General features: G+C 37.5%; 10 protein-coding genes and 1 tRNA gene. 6 read left to right on the plus strand and 5 right to left on the minus strand.

The window, feature by feature from the left end; translation table 11 throughout:
* Positions 1-116: 116 nt before the first annotated feature.
* Together ACE1CA_RS08860 and ACE1CA_RS08865 are read right to left on the minus strand one after the other, a co-directional pair.
* Positions 117-1232: an ABC transporter permease gene (locus ACE1CA_RS08860; RefSeq protein ID WP_413279196.1), complete on the minus strand. Its 1116-nt coding sequence runs from the start codon at positions 1230-1232 to the stop codon at positions 117-119.
* A gap of 3 nt (positions 1233-1235) precedes the next feature.
* The gene (locus tag ACE1CA_RS08865) at positions 1236-2108 is read right to left on the minus strand and encodes an Npun_R2479 family HD domain-containing metalloprotein (RefSeq protein ID WP_413279197.1); all 873 of its coding nucleotides are present in this window, start codon (positions 2106-2108) and stop codon (positions 1236-1238) included.
* 233 nt (positions 2109-2341) lie between these two features.
* On the opposite strand from ACE1CA_RS08865, the gene ACE1CA_RS08870 reads away from it, so the two are divergent.
* A tRNA-Gly gene (locus tag ACE1CA_RS08870) sits at positions 2342-2413 on the plus strand.
* A gap of 223 nt (positions 2414-2636) precedes the next feature.
* On the opposite strand, the gene ACE1CA_RS08875 is transcribed toward ACE1CA_RS08870, so the two are convergent.
* The gene (locus ACE1CA_RS08875) at positions 2637-3899 is read right to left on the minus strand and encodes a hypothetical protein (protein WP_413277536.1); all 1263 of its coding nucleotides are present in this window, start codon (positions 3897-3899) and stop codon (positions 2637-2639) included.
* Positions 3900-4422: 523 nt separating this feature from the next.
* Between ACE1CA_RS08875 and ACE1CA_RS08880 the strand changes: the two genes are divergently transcribed.
* The 3 genes from ACE1CA_RS08880 to ACE1CA_RS08890 all read left to right on the plus strand — a co-directional run bounded on the left by ACE1CA_RS08880 (position 4423) and on the right by ACE1CA_RS08890 (position 8986).
* The gene (locus tag ACE1CA_RS08880; RefSeq protein ID WP_413277537.1) at positions 4423-4707 is read left to right on the plus strand and encodes a GlsB/YeaQ/YmgE family stress response membrane protein; all 285 of its coding nucleotides are present in this window, start codon (positions 4423-4425) and stop codon (positions 4705-4707) included.
* A gap of 61 nt (positions 4708-4768) precedes the next feature.
* Positions 4769-6292 (plus strand): carboxypeptidase M32, encoded by a 1524-nt coding sequence (locus tag ACE1CA_RS08885; protein ID WP_413277538.1) that lies wholly within the window; start codon positions 4769-4771, stop codon positions 6290-6292.
* Between the two features lie 276 nt (positions 6293-6568).
* Entirely contained in the window at positions 6569-8986 is a 2418-nt protein-coding gene (locus ACE1CA_RS08890; RefSeq protein WP_413277539.1) for a sucrose synthase, read from the plus strand.
* 54 nt (positions 8987-9040) lie between these two features.
* Here the strand turns inward: ACE1CA_RS08890 and ACE1CA_RS08895 are convergent, their stop codons facing one another.
* Both ACE1CA_RS08895 and ACE1CA_RS08900 read right to left on the minus strand, forming a co-directional pair.
* On the minus strand, positions 9041-11803 hold the full coding sequence (locus tag ACE1CA_RS08895; protein WP_413277540.1) for an adenylate/guanylate cyclase domain-containing protein: 2763 nt from the start codon (positions 11801-11803) through the stop codon (positions 9041-9043).
* 317 nt (positions 11804-12120) lie between these two features.
* Positions 12121-12852 carry a gamma-glutamyl-gamma-aminobutyrate hydrolase family protein gene (locus tag ACE1CA_RS08900; RefSeq protein ID WP_413277541.1) on the minus strand — a complete coding sequence of 244 codons (732 nt, stop codon included), beginning with the start codon at positions 12850-12852 and terminating at the stop codon, positions 12121-12123.
* 288 nt (positions 12853-13140) lie between these two features.
* Between ACE1CA_RS08900 and ACE1CA_RS08905 the strand changes: the two genes are divergently transcribed.
* Both ACE1CA_RS08905 and ACE1CA_RS08910 read left to right on the plus strand, forming a co-directional pair.
* Complete coding sequence (locus tag ACE1CA_RS08905) at positions 13141-14406, plus strand: GTP cyclohydrolase II (protein WP_413277542.1); 1266 nt, start codon at positions 13141-13143, stop codon at positions 14404-14406.
* 77 nt (positions 14407-14483) lie between these two features.
* On the plus strand, positions 14484-15701 hold the full coding sequence (locus ACE1CA_RS08910; RefSeq protein ID WP_413277543.1) for a URC4/urg3 family protein: 1218 nt from the start codon (positions 14484-14486) through the stop codon (positions 15699-15701).
* Position 15702: the final 1 nt, after the last annotated feature.

Genomic DNA, 15702 nt, shown 5'->3' on the forward strand with positions numbered 1-15702 from the left:
GATTTTTCGATTTTCGATTGATGACTATTTTGACTTTCGTTCCTACAATGAGAAGTAAACCCGATCGATTGAGAAATCTTCTACTTATCAGGCATCTCAGTCCCCACCCCAGAAAGTCATCGTTGCTGAGTTCGAGGATCTAAAGCATCGCGCAACCCATCTCCTAACAAGTTAAAAGCCAAAACAGTTAACACAATTAGTAAAGCTGGAGGCCAAATTAACCAAGGTTGCAACACTAGAATAGAAGCATTTGTTGCCAAGGTCAACATATTTCCCCAAGAAGGATCGGGTTGCTGAATTCCTAAACCAATTAAACTTAAGATAGATTCAGCGACGATAAAACCGGGAACTGCTAAAGTAGCAGAAATTATCACGTAAGTTGCAGTTTGCGGCAATACATGACGAATAATAATGTAAAGAGGATTACCGCCCATTGTTTTAGCAGCTTGGACAAATTCCCGTTCTTTAAGCGATAAAACTTGTCCGCGAATTACTCTAGCTAAACCAGACCAACTCACAAATGAGGTAATCACAACTATCAGTAAAAATCGTTGCGAACTAGTTAATCCTGGTGGTAATACTGCGGCGAGGGCGACTAACAAATAAATGCTGGGAATAGTCATTAAAACTTCTACTATACGCATCAAAATGCTATCTACCCAACCGCCAAAGTAACCAGCAATACCGCCAACTAGCATTCCCAAGGGAAAGGAAATGGCTATGCCAATTAAACCAATGCTAAGGCTAATTCTTCCCCCATAAACTAAGCGACTAAATTGATCGCGTCCTTGTTCATCTGTGCCTAAAAGGTTAAATTTGCCTGCTCCAGTTGTCCCGAATAAGTGCCAATTTAAAGGAATTCCGGGAAAAATTACGATTTCATCTCTTGGTGGCGGTAAAGGCACAGATATGCGGAATAATTTATAGGTTGAACCGCGAACAAATAGACGTAATGGCGAGGGTTGTTTCCAGTCTACTGTGAGTTTGCGATCGCCTGTCGCTAATTCCACTGGCCCTTGTGTTGTCGGGTAAACGTGCGGCCCGATAAACTCTCCTTGGGGAGTACGCAAGTAAATTTGTGTCGGTGGTAATAGCGATCCATTAGGCTGAGAAGCATAAGGATCGTAAGGCGCAACAAAATCAGCCGCAATTACTGACACATAAAATAATAACAACAACAGTGCGCCACATCTTGCCAGAAAGTTACTTTGTAATTTTTGCCACCAAGTCATAATTTAATTAAGTTGTTCTACTAATTGCCTTCTATCTTCTTCAGCTTTTTCATGTTCGACTACAAACACATTGGAATATAAATTAGCAATTATTTGCTTACCTTGCTGTGTCAATTGTAGATAACGGAGAGCTTCTTTGATGAATGGAAAAACGCCATTCCAGTAAAATTTAGAATAGTTGCGCCGCAAGTCTCCCGGATGACGATAATTGAGGGCTTTATTCACTCCTGTTTCTTCAAATTCATAATAGAGAGAAGTGATTTTTTTCAGATATCGAGGGTCGCTAAGTTGACCAATTAAATCTGCTGCTCTCACTAAACCTGCATAATTGACTGTATTCTGATGATCTTCTGCTGATGGTACGGGAAAACGAGTCAATTCAATGCTGCGCTTAATTATTTCTGCGTCTATCAATTTATGTCCGCCAAAGCGTTCGGTTATGAATAATTTTCCGCGATCGACATGATAAGGTGTGAGGCTGGCATCAGAAGCACCAGGAGGTAATTTTACCATTCCACCTTCTTTACCAGTGGCGTAAAGTCCTTCATCCTCTCTGTCTTGACGGCAAACTCCTTTAACGTAACCAATATCATGACATAGCAAAGAAATGATGTAATGCAACCAATCTTCACAGGAAACTCCACCTTCCCGGATATGTTTACCCCGTAAAATTTCTTGACCTACTAATGTAACCAAGACTGTATGTTCTACGTTATGATAAAGGGCATCGCTATTGGCTATATTCTCTAGTGCCATGTTGCCAGCCCAGCCGATAATATCTTCGTAGTCAGTCTTTAATCCTCCGTAGGTGCGATGATAACCTTCTCGTAGCTTTTCTACGAAGGTGTCTATGAGAATTTGTGTAGCGTTGAACATTCTAGTTTCTCACTTGTTATTAGTAGTGATTTACAGGTATTAGTTGTTAATTCCGGCTGAGCTACTAAATAATTTCCTTTAAAATTCAGCCCGTAAGACAGGGAAATTTATGGTTTAACTAATATAATAACCCAACTAGCTATAATCTAAAGTTAGCTTTTTTACTTATTTGTGGGAAGATGGGCGTAAGTCCTCTCGATCGCCAAAAAATGCTATTCTATAAAAATCACTCTGCGGGTGTAGTTCAGTGGTAGAACGTCAGCTTCCCAAGCTGAATGTCGTGGGTTCGAGTCCCATCACCCGCTTACCAGCTAAAAGCGTTGGAAAGTAAGCAATACAAGGGTTTTAAGCTATTTGTCGTTCCCTATTTATATTACCTTTGTTCTAAATATTGGGTAAAGATGGGGTGATATTAGGCGATTGTGGGTGTACTTTTACATTAGAAGAAAGGGATGCAATTATTCAGGCGATAGAGAGCGATCGCTTCTGTCCCGCAAAATCTGGGTTTAAACACAGTCGCTATGCTCCTTATTTCATATTATGCTTAATAAAAGACAAATCTACTCCCCCAAAGTTGGTGACTAAAGCTACATTTAAATTTTCCAAAGACTGCACTAACCAGCGCAAATCCTCTACAGTTTGCGATTCATAGTAGGTGAATAAAATCGAGAACCTTCTTTCTAAAAGTGGTTTAACTTTTTGAGAAAGTAGGGCGATTTTTAGTAATATGCCGATCGTGCGACGAGGACCGACATTGGCAACTAAATCGAGGAATAAATAATAGTTGGGATGGTTGGGACTTTCTACCAAAAAGTTAAATAATTCGCTGCAAGTCTGCATAATTAAAACATCATTTAACCTCTGGGAGTCTTTTTCGGAAGATAAGTTTTTCAAGTGCTGGTAGAGTCGATTATTAAACTGATGTTTCCCATATTTCGGATCGACGGAATCAATTAAGTATTCGTAAAGGTAAGATTTAAATCCTCGATAATTTTGGTTTTTACCGATTTGGGAAAGAAAATTTTGGGCCAAGTCTTGATAAGTGTGAGAATCTTTGACTTTCCCCACAAATTCTTGCAATGCTAGGTAAAGTTTTTCGTCAGTTAACAAGGTGGGATTTTTAACTGGTTTAATGATTTTATCCCCGATTTCTGAATCTATTTTCTTCGCGGTTTTCAGATGCTTTAAAAGATACAGTGTATATTGAGATAAACTAATTTCAAATTGTTTTTGTCTCTGTTGCTGCATTTCCCGAACGGTTTGTTTTTGCAGTGCAGGAGTTTCGTCGCCAAGCAAACAATGATCGTATAAAAATGGGTAGCGAGAAATTAATTGTCCTAATGGATATTTCGCCTCTTGATTAACTGTAACAATTTTGGGTACGAAGGCGGGAACTAAACGGCGCAAAAGTTTATACTCTTCACTTTGAGTAAAATTAGTAGTTAATTCTTGCAACCGCTGCACTAGATGAGAACGACTAGCAATTCCCGTAAATCTAGAGGATGAATTTTCAAATAGTTCGATTAATTCGACGATCGCATTTTTACTTTTTGGCTGCATTTGCCAACGGTTAATTAGAATATAGCAGCAACGACTAATAATGTAGTTGAAATCTTGCTGATTTTCCAGATTAGCAATTATCTTATATAAAGCTGCTTCAATATCCGCTTCTGGATAACCAATACCATCAATAAATAGCTGGTGAAAGCGTTCGATAATTTGTGCTGGCGATTCACTCTGAACGCAGTTAATTAGATGTTTATAGATTATTTCTTCATTATTATTTTTCATTTGCTGATTCTTATTGATTCCCGCTAATTCCAAATATTGACTTTGGTTTTTGATGCCTTTTCCTTGATAAAACTTTCAAACTTAATAAGTTTGACTAATAATAATTTTTAGAGATTCCCTGATATACGCGGCGCTTATATAGGTCTTAATTATACAACTTTTGAGAAAAGTTTTGCTGATTTGGCTTGACTTGTTTAATCGGAATTAGGTAATTATTGTATTTATTGAATAACAATAACATCTATTTAACTTGTTCGCCAATAAATTATTTACTAGCGCTACCAATATCGGTTTTCTCTTACAGTCATCAGAGTTCGCAGTAATAATCGACCAAGCATCATCAGTCTGACTTAACAAAAAGAGTACGTAAATAGCAATTATTAAGATTTTAATTTTTACTAAGTAAACCCTTAACCTTAATTATAAAGAATATGTAATTTTAAATTAAAAAAGTTGTAAAGTTTAGGGGATGTCCTGAATAATTGAAGATAGTTGTTTTTCGCTAAGAAAGTTAGGAGTATATATGTCACTTTTACAACTAATTGTCTTGTTAGTAATTGCGGCGATTTGTGGTAGCCTGGGGCAGTCTTTAGTCGGTTACTCAGCAGGTGGCTGCTTAGCTTCCATGATTGTTGGTATTATCGGTGCTTATATTGGGATGTGGGTAGCAAATGAATTTAATCTACCTGTTTTCTTTGCTTTGAATATTGGGGGTAAACCTTTTCCGATTATTTGGTCAGTTATTGGTTCGGCAATTTTTGCAGCTATACTGGCTCTAATTAATAGGTTAGTGAGAGGAAATAGATAGTTACAGTTTGCGGCAAGTAACTTCTAAAATGCAAAGTAGATAAAATCATCAACACCCAATCATGCAAACTCTGGAAAAGACAGAACCTAAACTGCAAGAATTGAAAACTCGCCTGATTGAAATTAAAGATATTGAATCAGCCGCTGCTGTGCTTTATTGGGATCAGGCAACTTATATGCCTCCGGGAGGTGCAGCTGCTAGAGGTAGGCAAATGGCGACTCTCAGACAAATTGCCCATGAAAAGTTTACTGATTCAGCTATTGGCGAACTGTTAGAAAATTTACGTAGTTATGAAGAAAGTCTGCCTTATGATTCGGATGAAGCTAGTTTAATTAGATTGACTCGGCGATTGTACGATCGCGCAATCCAAGTACCTGCCCAATTTATGGCAAAATTCTCTTTACATAAAGCACAATCTTATGGCGCATGGGCGAAAGCTAAACCGGAAAATAATTTTGCAGCCGTGCAACCATACGTAGAAAAAACCTTAGAATTTTGTCAGGAATATGCTAACTTTTTTCCCGGTTATGAACATATTGCCGACCCGTTAATTGATGGGGTTGATTATGGGATGAAAGCGGCTAGTTTGCGATCGCTTTTTGCCCAACTCCGCCAAGAACTCGTTCCCATTGTGGAAGCTATTACTTCCCAAACTCCCGCTGATGATTCTTGCTTAAAGCAACATTTCCCAGAATTAGCACAAATTGCTTTTAGTCACAAAGTAATTGAAAAAATAGGTTATGACCTTCAGCGAGGAAGACAAGATAAAACCTTACATCCCTTCATGACAAGCTTTTCTATTGGTGATGTGAGAATTACCACTCGCGTTTATGAAAATCACCTTGGTCAAGCATTATTTAGTGCGATTCATGAAACAGGTCATGCAATGTACGAACAGGGGATTAATCGAGAATTTGAAGGTTTACCTTTAGCTGATGGCACATCTTCAGGAGTGCATGAAAGTCAATCTCGTTTGTGGGAAAATTTAGTAGGAAGAAGTCGCGGATTTTGGGAGTTTTTCTATCCGCAATTACAAGAGTTTTTCCCGACTCAATTAGATAATGTTTCGCTAGAATCATTTTATCGAGCTATTAATAAAGTTGAGCGATCGCTGATTCGCACCGACTCCGACGAAGTTACTTACAATCTTCATGTGATGATTCGGTTTGATTTAGAATTAGCCATGTTAGAAGGGAAATTGGCGGTTAAAGATTTGCCGGAAGCTTGGAACGATCGCTACAAATCTGATTTAGAAGTTGTTCCTCCAAATAATAGCCAAGGCGTAATGCAAGACGTACATTGGTACACAGGTGCGATCGGCGGAATGTTTCAATGCTACACTTTGGGTAACATTATGAGCGCTCAATTTTTCGCCGCAGCACTCAAAGCTCATCCAGAAATTTCGACTCAAATTCAGCAAGGTAATTTTAGCAATCTTCTCAATTGGTTGCAAGAAAATATCTATTATCATGGTTCCAAGTACACCACTGCTGAATTAATTCAACGAGTAACTGGTAGCAGCTTGAGCATTGAGCCTTTTATTAGTTACATTCGTAATAAATACGGCGAAATTTATGATTTGTAACCTACATTTAGAGTAAGGTTGAAAACTCGTAATTATCGTTGTCCCTGCGACTAAAGTCGCGGCTATATAAACAAAACCTGCCTTCGCAGGTTAGAAGTCCGCACAGGCGGACTTTGTTTGTATAGCTGCGGTTTTAACCGCCATAATCTTTTCAAACTTCCTATTATACAAAGGATAAAATCTATCCTTTGTTTCGGCATTAATCATACTTCGGATACAGGTATTTACTGTAAAAGTATGTTGCTTAATAAAAGAAGTAAGCTATGGGAAGGTAATATGTCTAATTTGCTTAATGCGGTAATTAATAGTGATGAGAAAACCGATCTGCGCCATTTTCTCAGCGATTTGCGTCAACAAGAAAAAAGATATTTACTTCGCAATGACATTTTGAATGCTTTTGCTAATTATTGCATCAAATATGAAAAAAATCAAGAATTTAAGGATAATTCCAATTTAGGTAAATTGATAGATTACACTCAGGAAATTATTATTGAGGATGGCAGTCTTTGTTTGATAATTCGCCCTAGAATTGCCTCCCAAGAAGTTTATCGACTCACAGAAGACTTCAAAATTGAGCCTCTGACTGTACAGGAATTGCTAGATATAAGAGATTTATTGGTTAACCGTTTTCATCCAGATGAAGGAGACATTTTTGAAATTGATTTTGGCCCTTTTTACGATTATTCACCCACTGTGCGTGACCCCAAAAATATTGGTAAGGGAGTACAATTTCTTAACCGTTTTCTTTCTAGTAAATTATTGCAGGATTCCCAAAAATGGTTGGAGGCTTTATACAAATTTCTCAGTTTACATTCCTATAATAATTTGCAGTTGCTAATTAACGATCGCATCAAATCCCAGCAAGAACTTTCCGATCGCGTCAAGCAAGGATTAAAATTTGTTAGTAATCGTCCAGCTAACGAACCCTACGAAAAATTTCGTTATGAATTACAAGCAATAGGATTTGAACCGGGTTGGGGAAATACAGCTAATCGAGTAAAAGAAACTTTATACTTACTTGATGAATTAATTGATTCTCCAGATCCACAAACTTTGGAAGCATTTATTTCTCGCATTCCGATGATTTTTCGGGTGGTTTTAGTTTCACCTCATGGATGGTTTGGACAAGAAGGAGTTTTAGGTCGTCCAGACACAGGCGGACAAGTAGTTTATGTACTCGATCAAGCAAAAAGTTTAGAACAAGAACTCAACGAACATATCTGTTTAACCGGGTTAGATCTGTTGGGTGTAGAATCAAAAGTAATCATTCTCACTCGCTTAATTCCTAACAATGATGGAACCCGTTCTAATAAACGTCTAGAGAAAGTTCACGGAACAGAAAATGCTTGGATTTTGCGCGTACCTTTCCGGGAATATAACCCGAATATTACGCATAATTGGATTTCCAGATTTGAAATTTGGCCTTATTTAGAAACTTATGCTATTGATGCGGAAAGAGAAGTTTTGGCAGAATTTCAAGGAAGACCGGATTTTATTGTCGGTAACTATTCGGATGGAAATTTGGTAGCATTTTTGTTGTCTAGAAGGTTGAAAGTTACTCAATGTAATATTGCTCATGCTTTGGAAAAATCGAAGTATTTGTTCAGTAATTTGTACTGGCAAGAATCAGAAGATAAATATCATTTCTCGTTGCAATTCACTGCCGATTTAATTGCGATGAATGCCGCAAATTTTATTATCAGCAGTACTTATCAAGAGATTGTCGGTACGCCGGATAGTGTGGGACAATATGAGTCTTACAAATGTTTCACGATGCCGGAACTTTATCATGTAGTAAATGGCATTGAATTGTTTAGTCCGAAATTTAATGTTGTACCGCCTGGGGTGAACGAAAATGTTTATTTTCCTTATAATCTTCGAGAAGATAGAATCCCTAGCGATCGCGATCGTCTAGAACAAATGTTATTCACCCAAGAAGACCCAGAACATATTTTCGGCAAATTGGACGATCCTAGCAAGCGTCCGTTGTTTTCAATGGCGCGTCTTGACCGAATTAAAAATATGACTGGTTTGGCAGAATGCTTTGGCAAAAGTCAGGCTTTACAAGAACACTGTAACCTAATTTTAATTGCAGGTAAATTGCGGGTTGAAGAATCAGACGACAATGAAGAAAGAGGCGAAATTGAAAAGCTATACCGGATGATTGAACAATACAATTTGTATGGCAAAATTCGCTGGTTAGGCGTGCGTTTACCTAAGAATGATTCGGGAGAAATTTATCGCATCATTGCCGATCGCCAAGGCATTTTTGTCCAACCTGCTTTGTTTGAAGCTTTCGGTTTAACTATTTTAGAAGCAATGATTTCGGGATTACCAACTTTTGCGACTCAATTTGGTGGCCCATTAGAGATTATTCAAGACAAAGTAAACGGGTTTTATATTAACCCAACTAACTTAGAAGAAACCGCAGATAAAATTGCAGAATTTGTCTCTAAGTGCGATCGTAACTCCGACTATTGGCGAGAAATTTCTCAACGAGGAATTGAACGAGTTTATAGCACTTACACTTGGAAAATTCACACCAATAAACTGTTATCTTTGGCCCGAATTTATGGTTTTTGGAACTTTACTTCTAAGGAAAATCGGGAAGACTTGTTACGCTACTTAGAATCTTTGTTTTATCTGCTTTATAAACCAAGGGCACAACGGTTATTAGAACAACATAACCACTGATAAAAATACTGGTAACGAAAAACAGAGGCGCTGCGTCAAGGTGTAAGATTTCAGTCAAATAGCCTTTTTAGCAATCAGGAAATAAGTTTTCATTTTGCCTTTGCCTTTAACATTAATTTCCTCTCGTTTTTCAAACAAATATTTATGTTTCAGACGTTGATAGGTAGCTTCTGTAACCTGTATATAACCAGGGATTCCATGAGATTCCATGCGACTAGCAACATTAACTGCATCACCCCATAAATCATAAATAAATTTTTTCTTGCCAATGACTCCAGCTACTACTATTCCCGTGTTAATCCCAATGCGAATTTGTAATTCTTCTTCAAGATTTAACTGAAATTGCTGCATTATATTTAGCAGATTTAGGGCTAAATCTGCGATCGCTTCTGCATGATCGACTCGCGGAATCGGTAATCCGCCTGCTACCATATAAGCATCACCAATTGTTTTAATTTTTTCTAAACCTAATTCTTCTACTAGTTGGTCAAAAGTAGAAAAGATTTGATTTAATAAGTTAACTAATTCAATAGGTTGTAGTTTGGTAGAAAGTGATGTAAACCCAACCAAATCGGCAAACATAATGGTTACTTCATTAAAACTTTCGGCAATAACGCTGCTATTTTGTTTTAGTCTACTAGCTATGGGTTCTGGTAAAATGTTCAGTAATAATTGTTCCGATCGCTCTTTTTCTAAACGTAATTCTGCTTCAGCTTTTTTGCGATCGCTAATATCCCTCGCTACCCAAATAACTGAATCTTCAGATATCGGTGCAATATTGGCAAAAAACCAAAATTCAGTTTCATTAATGGAAAGATTATATTCAAAATTAATGGTTTGTTTTGCGGCTAGTGCTTGGTGAATTTTGCTTAAGAAAGTTTCTGCGCTTTCCCCATAAAATTGTTCTATTGTCGAACTAATAATATCAATATCTGGTGCATATAAACGTTGAGGATTTGTCGGTGCAACTTCAATATTATTAGCTTGAGAGTCAATTACTAAGATCGCATCAGTCATTGACTCTAAAAGGGTATTTAATTGAGCATAAGAATCGCGTAATTTATCTTCTAAAATTTTGCGATCGCTCATATCCCTAGCCACCCAGATTACTTTTTCTGGTGATAATGGGGAAATATTAGCAGAAAACCAAACCTGTTGATTATTGATCGACAAATCATATTCAAAATTAACAGTTGTTTGTGTAGCTAAAGCAGTTTGTACGTGAGTAAAACAGATATCAGCTTGTGCTTTCGGAAGAAGTTCATGTAGAGTTTTTCCTACTTGTTCGGATAAAGGTTTAATCAAAAGTGAGGGATTTGTAGAAACAACTTTGAGCATATATCCTTGGCGATCGACTATTAATATTACATCAGTCATTGCCGCAAATAATCCTCTAAGTTCAGCTTCTGTTGCTGCTAGAGTTGCCGTTCTTTCTGCTACTCTCATTTCTAACTCTTCATTCAGCTTTTGTATTGCTAATTCAGCTTTTCGACGATCGCTAATATCCGTACCAATAGCAACAATTCCAATAAAGTTACCTTCGCTATCTACCAACATTTGATTCGACCATGAAACCCAAACCTTTTCACCATTGCGGCGAATATTTTCATACTCATTTCGCTGATATAATTCTGGATGTTGTCTAATATTATTTAATAATTCAACTATATTTTTTTCGGTTGTTTCATTCTGGGCAATAATAGTGCCTACAGGACTTTTTCCTAAAATTTCTGCTTCCGAAAAACCAAAGAATTTTTGAGCAAATTCATTGAAAAAAGTGATTCTTCCGTTAGTATCTAGTTTGACAATAATACTGTTTCCACTCTCAACTAATTCTCGATATTTAATCTCATTTTGTCTCAGTAAATTTTCCGTCGCAATGCGTTCGGATACCGTAGCTGCTAATAACAGGGAAGTTACAGTAATTACCCCCAAAAAAGCTTGTAAAAATAATATGGCCTGATTAATATTTGCACCTTTAGCAATAAAAGGGCCTCCACCATCGATCGCTCCCCAAATAGCAATGCAAGAAACCAAGAACGAAGCAAAAACGGCACCAGATTGACCCCATTGAATAGCTGCCCAAATAATCAGCGGAAAAGGTAAATATTCTAGAGGATAACGGGAAATTGCTGCTTCAGTTTTAGCTGTAAAAACAATCCAGCTTACTACCACTAACACAATCAGCAATACACTGGACATTAGCCATTTTTCTGGTGATTTTATCAGGCTTTTTCTATAGTACTTAATTTTTGGCTTCAGGGTAAATAGAATTAATAATAAAGGGGTAAATACCAAAATTCCCATTGCATCTCCCAGAAACCATTGCCACCGTACTTCCCAATATTTACTCCACTGAATTAGCCCACCTAAATACATTCTTAATGGCCCCAAAAAGGAGTTTATTTGAGTTGAAATAAATGCACTGATTATGATAAAATTAATTACATCTTTGAGGCGATTAAGGGAGTTATGAAAATCTAAACGACGCAGCAAGGCAACAGCAAATACCGCTTGTAAGGTTGTACCAAAAGCTGCTTGCAGGGCTAGGATTAGTGAAGGTTTTATCCCTAAAATGTCAAAGAAAAATGCCCCTAAAGCTACTCCAGGCCAATAACTTATTCCTAATAGTAATAGTGCAGCTTGGGCAATTCCTGCGGGAGGCCATACAGAAGAACCTAAAAGTTCGACACCTGGAAGGGAAACAGCTATTTTTCCTCCCAAATAGTAGGCGGCAGCAACTAAAGTAACTTTGGCTAAGTATAGCGCTATTCTAGATTTAGGGAATCGTAGCGATCGGCTTTTATTGTGATTCATATTTATTGATGAAAAATTTTTTAGATCGATCGGACTGATTAAGCTATCGTCTACGATGTGCGTGTGAATATAGGAACTCCATAGAATAATAATACCTACACTCGATTAAGCTCATCTGTTAAAAGAATGATTTATCAGGTATTTTAAGGGAAAATTACCTAATTGTGCCGTAGATAACCCCGATCGAACAAAATTAAAGATATTTTATTAAACAACTCTACTCTACAATATTTTTTGATTTCCAGAACAGCCTAGCAAAAATAAGTCTACAGTAACAAGTAAGTAAGCGTTTTGTTTGCTACCTGTTACTTATTTAATTAACTTGCCTGTTGCGAAACCATGACTTGACGTTGCTGTGCAGTGTTAATAAAAGCGCGAAAAATTCGCTGTTGACGTTTATCATTTAATGACATTTCGGGATGCCATTGAATAGCAAAAGCCCAAGGATGCTCCTCATGTTCTAATGCTTCAATAACTCCATCGGCTGCGGTGGCTGCTAAACGCCAACCCTTGGGTATATTCCTAGCTGCTTGATGATGCCAGGAAAAAACTGTTGTTTCTCCAGCACCGATAATTTTAGCTAGATGAGTTCCCGGAATAATGTTTATGCTATGTTCAACAGGGCAACTTTGGGTTTGACGGTGAATTACTTTTTCCCCAAATACATCAGGTAAATGTGGAATTAATTTGCCGCCACTGGCAACTACTAATACTTCTAATCCGCGACAAATTCCTAAAATAGGAATATCTGTTTCTAAGGCATATTTAGCTAGGGATAATTCAAAGCGATCGCGTTCCCTATTCACATTATAAATCTCTGGATGCTCTCCACCATTATATGTTGCTGGATCGAGATCGCCACCCCCAGAAAAAATAATCCCATCTACCCATTCTAAAATACTATTTAAGTTAGGTTCGCCCGGTGGGATCAGCATCGGCAAACCACCTGCCAAACGAACTGCTGTAATATATTCGTGCCGCAGACAATAGCTATTGGTTTTACTTTGAATAGATGTTGTAACGCCAATTAAAGGGGGATTAAATTTCATGAATGTTTGCTTAAATAGGTGACTAAGTTTTGTTCTCTAGGATAGTATTCCCTAATTTTGGGAAATTCTATACAGTCTGACTTTATTTATAAAGTTTATATTCTAAATTAACATCTGTTGAGCTTTTTGTATCAGGAGATACGAGCCTCTAAATTAAATTACAGTTATATTTTGTTATTTCACTGGTTACTGAAATTAATTTTTAACTTTATAAATCATGCTGTGTAGAACACAAGAATTTTTAATTGTATTTGCTATGATAATAGCTTATCATACAAAGTCAACTTTATGGAAAAACCCACAACAACATCTAAATACAAACATATCGTTCTGACATCTCATCCTGGTAGAACAAGTCAAAAACCAGTGTCAATTAATTGGGGAGAAATTGATGGGATGAAACGCGGGCCAATTATTGGAACTTTAGCAAATCCTGCCCAAAAAAATGTAATTGGTACTCATTCTGGCTCTTATTCAGTTTATCGAGCTTTGGCGATCGCATCTGGCTCGCTGCAAGCAAATCACCGTCCAGATTTAACAAATACTTCTCCGGTAGTTCATATTGGCCCTTATCCTAGTTGGTCCGATCCAGATAAAATAGTTTCTCTCGATCCTTTTGGTGCAGTAGTGGGAGAAATTTTTCAAGAGTACTATGAAAAAGAATACGACATTCGCCCGACTATTGCAATTACTAAAGCCCATATTAATATGCCTGAATTGCAAGATGTGGTAGAGCGAGGAATTTTGCAAGTTGATGGCAAAATTTTAAAGGATAATGGCAATTTAGTAGTTACGAAAATAGCTGTCGATCCAGTTTGGTATTTACCGGGAATTGCCAAAAGATTAAAAGTGCAAGAAAGCTACCTGCGTCAAGTACTTTTTCAACAAACTGGAGGGATGTTTCCCGAATTAGTAACCCGCCCAGATTTGCAGGTTTTCTTACCTCCAATTGGCGGTCATACTGTTTACATAATTGGCGATATTGCAGCAATTACTGACCCTGATAAATTATTAGCAGTTCGAGTGCATGATGAATGCAATGGATCGGATGTTTTTGGGTCAGATATTTGTACTTGTCGCCCTTATTTAGTACATGGAATTGAGGTGTGTATTCAAACAGCACAAGCTGGCGGTGTAGGAGTAATTGTTTATTTAAGAAAAGAAGGCAGGGCATTAGGAGAAGTTACTAAATTTTTAGTTTATAATGCCAGAAAACGTCAGGAAGGTGGCGATCGCGCAGATGCCTATTTTACTCGCACTGAATGTGTTGCTGGTGTCCAAGATATGCGCTTCCAAGAATTAATGCCAGATGTGTTGCATTGGTTGGGAATTACGCGGATCGATCGCTTAGTTTCCATGAGCGATATGAAGTACAATGCTATTGTTGATTCGGGCATTCAAGTAATCGAAAGAATCCCTATTCCTGACGATCGAATTCCTGAAGATGCACAGGTAGAAATTGCAGCAAAACAAGCAGCTGGATACTATTCTCCTAAAGAAGTTCCTGATGCGATCGCACTTTCTCAAATTAAAGGCAGAAGTTTGTCAGAATAGGTACGTTGTTGCGCTTTAGCGCTATCATTAAGAGCGCTGAAGCGCAACAACATACATACTTTAATATTTAGCCGCAGATGAAGAAATTGATTGATTATTTACGAAGTCCAGAGGCAATTCGAGAAAGGTGCGATCGCATTTTTAATTTAGCATTAGATGATAAATTGCCTTACTTTCGCGTTGATTTAAGCAAGCTGGAAAAATGCGCTGATTATGTTATTCAAGTAATGCGTGATGATTATCCTAATTTAGAAATTCCCTTCCATAGTCGCTGGCGACATTTTGAGGTAGGTAATGTTTCTCGCATCGCTGAATTAGATGCAGCTTTGGCAAATTTTTCACCTTTGGAAAAAGCGAAAGTTAAATTTGATTTGGCAATTATTAGCGTTTTATTAGATGCTGGTGCTGGCGCAAGTTGGCAGTATTTTGAACAGGAAACAGGGCAAGTATTTTGCCGATCGGAAGGATTAGCTGTAGCTAGTTTTCGGATGTTTGTTACAGGTGCTTTTTCAAGTAAATTGAACTTTCTGCAAGCAGATGCTAAAGGATTACAAAGTTTAGAATTAACCGCATTAAAACAAGGATTTCAAATTAACGAAAATAATCTTTTAGTTGGGGAATCAGGAAGATTGAAATTATTGCAAACTTTGGGAACAGTTTTAATCCAAAAGTCTGAAATTTTTGGTTGGGAAAATCCCCGACCCGGAAATATGGTAGACTACTTATTAAAACAAGGAAATCAGCAATTAAGGGCGAGTCAAGTATTAAATGCAGTTTTAACAGGATTGGGAGAAATTTGGCCTGGAAGATTAACAATTGATGGGGTTAATTTAGGTGATGTCTGGATTCATTCAGTATTAGAAGGAACGCAAGAAAGCGATCGCTTTATCCCCTTTCATAAACTCTCCCAATGGTTAACCTATTCCTTATTAGAACCCTTGCAAGAATTAGGGGTAGAAATTACTGAATTAAACCAATTAACAGGTTTACCTGAATATCGCAACGGTGGGTTATGTTTGGATATGGGATTATTACAATTGAAGAATTCAGAAGATTTAGCGAAAACTCATCCTGTAGGGTCGGAATTAATTGTAGAATGGAGAGCATTAACCGTTAGTCTGCTCGATCGTATTGCCCACACAATTAGAGAAAAATTAAATTTGAGTGCAACCGAATTACCACTAGTCAAAGTTTTGCAAGGCGGAACTTGGAATGCGGGGAGAAAAATTGCCTTAGAATTAAGAACAGGTGGGATTCCTCCAATTAAAATTGACAGCGACGGAACCGTATTTTAAA

The organism is Floridaenema evergladense BLCC-F167, assembly GCF_041929205.2.
GTDB lineage: Bacteria > Cyanobacteriota > Cyanobacteriia > Cyanobacteriales > Aerosakkonemataceae > Floridanema > Floridanema evergladense.